This window comes from Sinomonas sp. G460-2 (assembly GCF_047759905.1).
Classification (GTDB): domain Bacteria; phylum Actinomycetota; class Actinomycetes; order Actinomycetales; family Micrococcaceae; genus Sinomonas.
This window is the reverse complement of sequence record NZ_JBKZWT010000185.1, coordinates 1-7,189: the sequence shown is the minus strand read 5'-3', so window position 1 is coordinate 7,189 and position 7,189 is coordinate 1. Positions and strand designations below refer to the sequence as shown.

The 7,189-nt window shown below is 69.4% G+C and carries 7 protein-coding genes; 6 read left to right on the top strand and 1 reads right to left on the bottom strand.

From position 1 onward, the window contains the following. From ACLN58_RS15165 to ACLN58_RS15145, 5 genes are all read left to right on the top strand, one after another. Positions 1–1,149, top strand: a 1,149-nt coding sequence (locus tag ACLN58_RS15165) for a thiamine pyrophosphate-dependent enzyme (protein WP_415856090.1), incomplete at its 5' end; no start/stop codon positions are given. 85 nt (positions 1,150–1,234) lie between these two features. After that, positions 1,235–2,734 (top strand): CoA-acylating methylmalonate-semialdehyde dehydrogenase, encoded by a 1,500-nt coding sequence (locus ACLN58_RS15160; protein ID WP_415856089.1) that lies wholly within the window; start codon positions 1,235–1,237, stop codon positions 2,732–2,734. 81 nt (positions 2,735–2,815) lie between these two features. After that, positions 2,816–3,727 carry a sugar phosphate isomerase/epimerase family protein gene (locus tag ACLN58_RS15155; protein WP_415856088.1) on the top strand — a complete coding sequence of 304 codons (912 nt, stop codon included), beginning with the start codon at positions 2,816–2,818 and terminating at the stop codon, positions 3,725–3,727. 12 nt (positions 3,728–3,739) lie between these two features. Beyond that, the gene (locus ACLN58_RS15150; protein WP_415856087.1) at positions 3,740–4,786 is read left to right on the top strand and encodes a Gfo/Idh/MocA family protein; all 1,047 of its coding nucleotides are present in this window, start codon (positions 3,740–3,742) and stop codon (positions 4,784–4,786) included. After that, positions 4,783–5,664: a sugar phosphate isomerase/epimerase family protein gene (locus tag ACLN58_RS15145; protein WP_415856086.1), complete on the top strand. Its 882-nt coding sequence runs from the start codon at positions 4,783–4,785 to the stop codon at positions 5,662–5,664. Before ACLN58_RS15150 ends, ACLN58_RS15145 begins: the two co-directional genes overlap by 4 nt. A gap of 133 nt (positions 5,665–5,797) precedes the next feature. On the opposite strand, the gene ACLN58_RS15140 is transcribed toward ACLN58_RS15145, so the two are convergent. Beyond that, on the bottom strand, positions 5,798–6,370 hold the full coding sequence (locus ACLN58_RS15140) for a TetR/AcrR family transcriptional regulator (protein ID WP_415856085.1): 573 nt from the start codon (positions 6,368–6,370) through the stop codon (positions 5,798–5,800). A 109-nt stretch (positions 6,371–6,479) separates the two neighbouring features. Here ACLN58_RS15140 and ACLN58_RS15135 point away from each other — a divergent pair, with 109 nt between their 5' ends. After that, the gene (locus ACLN58_RS15135; RefSeq protein WP_415856084.1) at positions 6,480–7,109 is read left to right on the top strand and encodes an NAD(P)-dependent oxidoreductase; all 630 of its coding nucleotides are present in this window, start codon (positions 6,480–6,482) and stop codon (positions 7,107–7,109) included. The last annotated feature ends 80 nt before the right edge of the window (positions 7,110–7,189 follow it).

The following is a 7,189-nucleotide window of genomic DNA, read 5'->3' as shown; positions in this document are numbered from 1 at the left end:
GTCGGCGTCCTGCCGTGGAACCACCCGCAGGCGCTCGGCGCGATCGGCTCGACCGGCACCACGGCGGCGAACGCGCTGGCCCGCGAGGCGGACCTGGTCATCGGCATCGGCACGCGCTACGAGGACTTCACGACGGCCTCGCGCACCGCGTTCCAGAACCCGGACGTGCGCTTCGTTAACATCAACGTCGCCGCGATCGACGCGTACAAGCACGGCACCTCGCTGCCGATCGTCGCCGACGCGCGCAAGGCGCTCGTGCAGCTCACGACGGCGCTGGGCGGCTACCGCGTGGGCGCGGACCTCGAGACCGCGGTCGCCTCGGAGAAGGCCCGCTGGGACGCGACGGTCGACGCCGCATTCGCCCAGGACAACTCCCCGCTCGTGTCCCAGAACGCGATCATCGGCGCGGTCAACCGCGCGATGGACCCGCGCGACGTCGTCATCTGCGCCGCCGGCTCGCTCCCGGGCGACCTGCACAAGATGTGGCGCGTGCGCGACCCATGGGGCTACCACGTCGAGTACGCGTTCTCCTGCATGGGCTACGAAATCCCCGGCGGCCTGGGCGTCAAGCGCGCCGCGCTCGACGCAACCTCTCGCGTCAGCGCAGAACAAGGCGCAGCGCAGCGCGAGGCGAGCCGCGACGTCGTCGTCATGGTCGGGGACGGCTCGTACCTCATGATGCACACCGAGCTCGTCACGGCGGTCGCGGAGGGCATCAAGCTCATCGTCGTGCTCATCCAGAACCACGGCTACGCCTCGATCGGGGCGCTCTCCGAGTCCCTGGGCTCGCAGCGCTTCGGCACGAAGTACCGCACCCTGGACCGCGAGCACCACACGTTCGACAACGGCGAGAAGCTCCCGATCGACCTCGCCACGAACGCCGAGAGCCTCGGCGTCACCGTCTACCGGATCGAGCCGGGCCCGGACGCGATCGCCGACCTCGAGGCCGCGGTCGCCAAGGCCAAGGCCGCGCCGGAGGGCTCGGGACCGATCGTGATCCACATCGAGTCGGACCCGCTCATCGACGCCCCGAGCTCCGAGTCGTGGTGGGACGTTCCCGTCTCCGGCGCCTCCGAGCTCGAGTCCACGAAGCAGGCATTCGCCACCTACGTCGAGCACAAGTCCCGTCAACGGCCCCTCCTCGGCTGAGCCGCTCGGGTGGGCCCCGCCGTCGTCCGCTCTGGGCCAGCATGCCCGCCCACTAGCCCACAATTTCCCTTGCGAAGGAGCAATCATGACTGTCAAGACCATTCCGCATTTCCTCAACGGTGAAGAGACCAACGGCGTCGGCGAGCGGACCCAGCCGGTGTTCAACCCGGCCACGGGCGAGCAGTCCGGGGAGCTGCGGCTCGCGGACGCTGCGGACCTGGAGACCGCCGTCGCGAACGCGCGCAAGGCCGCCGAGACCTGGGGCGACATCTCCCTCGCGAAGCGCACCGGGGTGCTGTTCAAGTTCCGCGAGCTCGTCGCGGCGCACATCGACGAGCTCGCCGCGCTCATCACGGCCGAGCACGGCAAGGTCCTCTCGGACGCGAAGGGCGAGATCGGGCGCGGCCTGGAGGTCGTGGAGTTCGCGTGCGGGATCCCGCAGCTGCTCAAGGGCGCGTACTCGGACCAGGCCTCGACCGGGATCGACGTGTTCTCCTACCGCCAGCCCCTCGGGGTCGTGGCCGGGATCACGCCGTTCAACTTCCCCGTCATGGTGCCTTTGTGGATGGCCCCGGTGGCGATCGCGACCGGGAACACGTTCATCCTCAAGCCGAGCGAGCGGGACCCGTCGGCCTCGCTGCTGCTGGCCAGGCTGTGGAAGGCCGCGGGCCTGCCGGACGGGGTGTTCCAGGTCCTGCACGGGGGCAAGGAGACCGTGGACGGGCTCCTGACCCACCCGGATGTGGACGCGATCTCCTTCGTGGGCTCGACCCCGATCGCGAAGTACGTCCACGAGACGGCCACGGCGCACGGCAAGCGCGTCCAGGCCCTGGGCGGGGCGAAGAACCACGCGATCATCCTCCCGGACGCTGACCTGGACAACGCCGCGGACCACCTCGCCGCGGCCGCGTTCGGCTCCGCGGGGGAGCGGTGCATGGCGATCTCGGTCGCCGTCGCGGTCGGGGAGGTCGCCGACGCGCTCGTGGGCAAGGTCGCCGAGCGCGCCGAGGCGGTCAAGGTCGCCGAGGGCACCCACCCCGGCGCGGAGATGGGCCCGGTCATCACCGCCGCGTCGAAGGAGCGAATGAGGTCCATCGTGACCGCGGCGGCCGAGTCCGGGGCGGACCTGGTCGTGGACGGGCGCGAGTTCACCGTTCCCGGCAAGGAGGGCGGCTTCTGGTTCGGGCCTACCGTGATCGACAGGGTCGGGACCGGCATGAGCGCGTACACCGAGGAGATCTTCGGCCCGGTCCTGGGCGTGGTGCGGGTCGAGACGGTCGAGGAGGCCATCGAGCTGATCAACTCGAACCCGTACGGCAACGGCACGGCGATCTTCACCTCCTCCGGCTCCAACGCCCGCAAGTTCCACCGCGGCGTGCACGTGGGCATGATCGGGATCAACGTCCCGATCCCGGTCCCGGTCGCGTACCACTCCTTCGGCGGCTGGAAATCCTCGCTCTTCGGCGACAAGCACATCTACGGCGAAGAAGGCGTCTCCTTCTACACCCGCGGCAAGGTCATCACCCAGCGCTGGCCCGAGCCCACCCACGCCTCCGGCGCCTCCTACAACTTCCCCTCCAACTAGTCCCCACCGCCACCCTCGCCTCGCAAGCTCGGCCAGGGAACCCTGGCGGCGTGGGCCCAATCACCGGCTAAGGATTGAGCAATGACAGAGAATAAGCTGATCATCGGCACGGCCCCTGACTCGTGGGGGGTATGGTTCGCCGACGATCCGAAGCAGACGCCGTGGGAGCGCTTCCTCGATGAGGTGGCCGAGGCCGGCTACAAATGGATCGAGCTGGGCCCGTACGGCTACTTGCCGTCCGACCCGTCGCGCCTCGCGGACGAGCTCAAGTCCCGCGACCTGCAGGTCTCGGCCGGCACGGTGTTCACGGCGTTCCACCGGGGCCGCGACCAGTGGGAGGAGGCGTGGGAGCCCGCTCGCCGCGTCGCCGAACTCACGGCCGCGATGGGTGGCGAGCACATCGTCGTCATCCCCGCGATGTGGCGCGATGACGTCACGGGCGAGGCCGTGGAGAACGAGGTCCTCGCCCCCGAGCAGTGGGACTCCCTCTTCAAGGGCCACGACGAGCTGGGCCGCCGCCTCGGCGAGCAGTTCGGCCTCAAGCAGCAGTTCCACTCCCACGCTGACTCCCACGTCCTCACGCAGGCGGACATCGTGCGCCTGCTCGAGAACACGGACCCGGACCTCCTCAACCTGTGCCTCGACACGGGCCACGCCGAGTACGGCGGGGCGAGCAGCGTGGACCTCGTCCGCAAGTATCCCGAGCGCATCGGCTACCTGCACCTCAAGCAGGTGGATCCGGATGTCCTCGCGAAGGTCCGCGCCGAGAACCTCACGTTCGCGGCCGCGAACGCCGCAGGCGTCATGACCGAGCCGCCGGCCGGCCTCCCGGACCTGCGGGAGGTCATCGAGGCAGTCGAGGCGCTCGACCGCCCGATCTTCGGCATCGTCGAGCAGGACATGTACCCCGTCGCGTTCGACGTCCCGCTCCCCATAGCCAAGCGCACCCGCAACTACCTCCTCTCGTGCGGCTCCCGCACACGCGTCTCCTGAAAGGCTCACAACATGGCTGACATCCTGCGCGTCGCCGTCATCGGCGCCGGCCGTATGGGCGCGGACCACATCCAGCGCCTGCACACGCGCATCCACGGCGCCGAGGTGGCCGCCGTCGTCGATATCGACGTCGAGCGCGCCCAGGCCGCGGTCGCGGGCATCCCGGGCGCGCGCGCGTTCGCGACCCCCGCCGAGGCATACGAGTCGGGCGACGTCAACGCCGTCCTCATCGCCACGCCCGGGTTCCTGCACGAGCAGGCCCTGCTCGAGGCCCTCCCGCTCGACATCCCGATCCTGTGTGAGAAGCCGCTCACGCCGGACGCAGAGTCGGCCTGGCGGATCGTCGAGGCGGAGGTCGCGACGGGTCGCAAGCGCGTCCAGGTGGGCTTCATGCGTCGCTTCGACGCTGAGTACGCCCAGCTCGGCAGCATGATCAGCTCACGTGAGCTCGGCGAGCTGCTCATGCTGCACTGCCGCCACCGCAACCCGGACACCCCTCCCGGCTTCACGAACGAGATGCTCATCAACGACTCGGTCGTGCACGAGTTCGACGTCATCCGCTACCTCACGGGCGAGGAGATCACCTCGGTCCAGGTGCGCCTCGGCAAGGCGTCCTCGAAGGCGCCGGGCGGGCAGCACGACCCGCAGCACGTGCTCATCGAGACCGAGTCTGGCGTGCTCGCCGACGTCGAGATCTTCGTCAACGCGCGGTTCGGCTACGAGGTCTCGACTCAGGCGGCGTTCGAGGACGGCATCGTCGACATCGGCGGCGACGGTGGGGCCTACGTGCGGCGCGGCGGCCGGTGGGGCGGCGTGGTCACGCCGAGCTTCATCGAGCGCTTCGGCACGGCGTACGACGTCGAGGTGCAGGCCTGGGTCGACGCCGCCCTCCGCGGCGAGATCGGCGGGCCCACGGCGTGGGACGGCTACGCGACGGCAGCATGCTGCGAGGCGGGCGTCGAGGCGCAGAAGAGCGGCGAGAAGGTGGCAGTCGAGCTCCGCGAGAAGCCGGAGCTCTACAGGTCTTCTGAGCCGGCGCAGGGGGTTGCCGACCGATGAAGATCGCCCTCGATCCCACCCCGTTCCACAGCACCCACTCGCTCCTCGAGTTCCCGGCCCTCGCGGCCGAGCTCGGGTACCAGTACCTCCAGCTCACGCCGCACCGGGACATGATCCCGTTCTTCACGCACCCCAAGGCCGACGACGAGCTGGTCCGCCAGTTCCGCAAGGCGTGTGCGGACGCGGGCGTCGAGGTTGCGTCGGTGCTGCCCGTGCTGCGGTGGTCTGGTCCGGACGAGGCGGCGCGCGAGGCCGCCGTGCGGTACTGGAAGCGGGCCGTCCAGATCACCGTGGACCTCGGCGTGAACCAGATGAACACCGAGTTCTCCGGCCGCCCGGAGCTTCCGGAGGAGTCGGAGGCGTGCTTCTACAAGTCCATGGAGGAGCTCCTGCCGATCTTCGAGCGGGAGGGCGTCAACGTGGCGATCGACCCGCACCCGGACGACTTCGTCGAGGAGGGCCTCGCGGCGCTGCGCGTCATCCGCGGGCTCAACTCGCCCAACGTCGGCATGGTCTATGTCGCCTCGCACACATTCCACATGAAGGACGAGCCGCTCGAGATCATGCGGGCCGCTGGGGATCGGCTCCGCGTGGTCCACGTCGCAGACACGATGAACCACCACGCCTCGCACGGCCTGCGGTACATCACGAACCCGCCCGGCAACGCGGTGCGTGTGCACCAGCACCTCAGGATCGGCGACGGCGACGTCAACTGGAACGAGTTTTTCGGCGGCCTGGGCGAGATCGGCTTCCTGGACCGCGACGACACCGTCATGGTCTCGAGCGTCTTCGCCGAGGACGAGAACGCGCACGAGGTCTCGCGCTACCAGCTCCGCACGATGCGGGAGCGCGTAGTGAAAGCCTCGTCGGGCCGTTAGGCCGTAGCCACCGTTCTGGGCCCACGCCGGCGAGGGACCCGGCCTGAGCTTGCGAAGGCTGGGAGCCGGTGGGGAGGGTCAGCTCCTGTGGGTAACGACCCACGGGAGTTGACCCCTGAATGCTTAAGGCGAGTCACGCTACGCGCGCGAGAAGCGCGTCGACGAGAGACTCGGGGCTTGGACCGGCCTGGTCCGTGAAGTTCCCGAGGAAGGCCTGCATGAAGCACGCGCCGAGCAGGAGCGCCGCGGCCGCGGTCGGGTCTGCCTCCGCCGCGAGCCACCCGAGCTCCTGCTCCCGGGCGAGATACTGCGCGAGCGCGTCCCGCACGTGCTGCGGTCCCGCGCTTCGCTCGACGAGCGCGTTCCTGTGCGCCGCGAGGAGAGTCGGCTCGGAGAAGATCGAGGCCGCCATCGGAAACGTCTCGCCGTAGAACTCGATCGCGGTCTGCGCGACCTCGAGAAGGTTCGCGCGGAGGTTGCCGCGACCTGGACGCTCGGCGAGTTCGGCGAGCAACGCGGGGAGGTGCCCGGGCGTCCGCTCGCGCAGCACCGCGAGGAAGAGGTCCGTCTTGTCGCGGAAGTGCTTGTAGAGGGCCGCTTCGGAGAACCCGGACTCGCGCGCAATCTCCTTGGTCGTGGCCCTCGCGAGGCCCTTGGTGCGCATCACGTGCTCGGCGGCGTCGAGCATCTTGCCCCGAGTATCCATCGGCGCCTCCAGTTTGAGTGGGCCTCCATTGACAGGTGAGTAATTACTCACTCACCATGGTAGCGGACCATCCAGTTAGTAAGTGCTCACCAACAGTGGAGGATAAGACATGAAGATCACCGTTTTCGGGGCGACCGGCGGTACGGGGCTCGAAGTCGTCCGGCAGGCGGCCGCGGCGGGTCATGACGTGACCGCCGTCGTGCGTGATCCGGCGCGCCTCGCCCCGGTGCCGGGCGTCGCCGTCGTCCGCGCCGACGTCATGGATCCGGCGAGCATCGCGCCCGCGCTCACTGGCGCCCGCGCCGTCGTATCAGCGCTCGGCAACCGAGAGATCCGCCGGCCGAGCACGGTGTGCTCGGCTGGCGTCGCGAGCATCGTCGCGGCGATGAAGGCCGCAGGTGTGCGGCGGCTCGCCGTGGTGAGCGCGAGCGGCATGGTCACGGACGACGCCGACGACCTCCTCACGCGCTACGTCGCCAAGCCGATTCTTCAGCGGATCCTCGCGTACAACTTCGCGGATTTGAAGCGTATGGAGGAGATCGTGCAGGCGTCCGGCCTCGACTGGACGATCGTCCGTCCGTCGCGCCTGCTCGACGGCCCGCGTGGGGAGTACCGCGTGCAGATCGGCGCGAACCTTCCGCGCGGCTACAGCACGCGCCGCTCTGACCTCGCCGATTACATCCTCACGAGCCTGGGCGACGGCGCGGCCGTGCGCGAGGCCGTCTCGGTCGCGAAGTAAACCGGTCCGCCGCCCAAGATCCAGGGGGCACCACCCGTGGGTCGTGCCCGTGGGAAGTGACCCCTGGATGGTGCGTCACT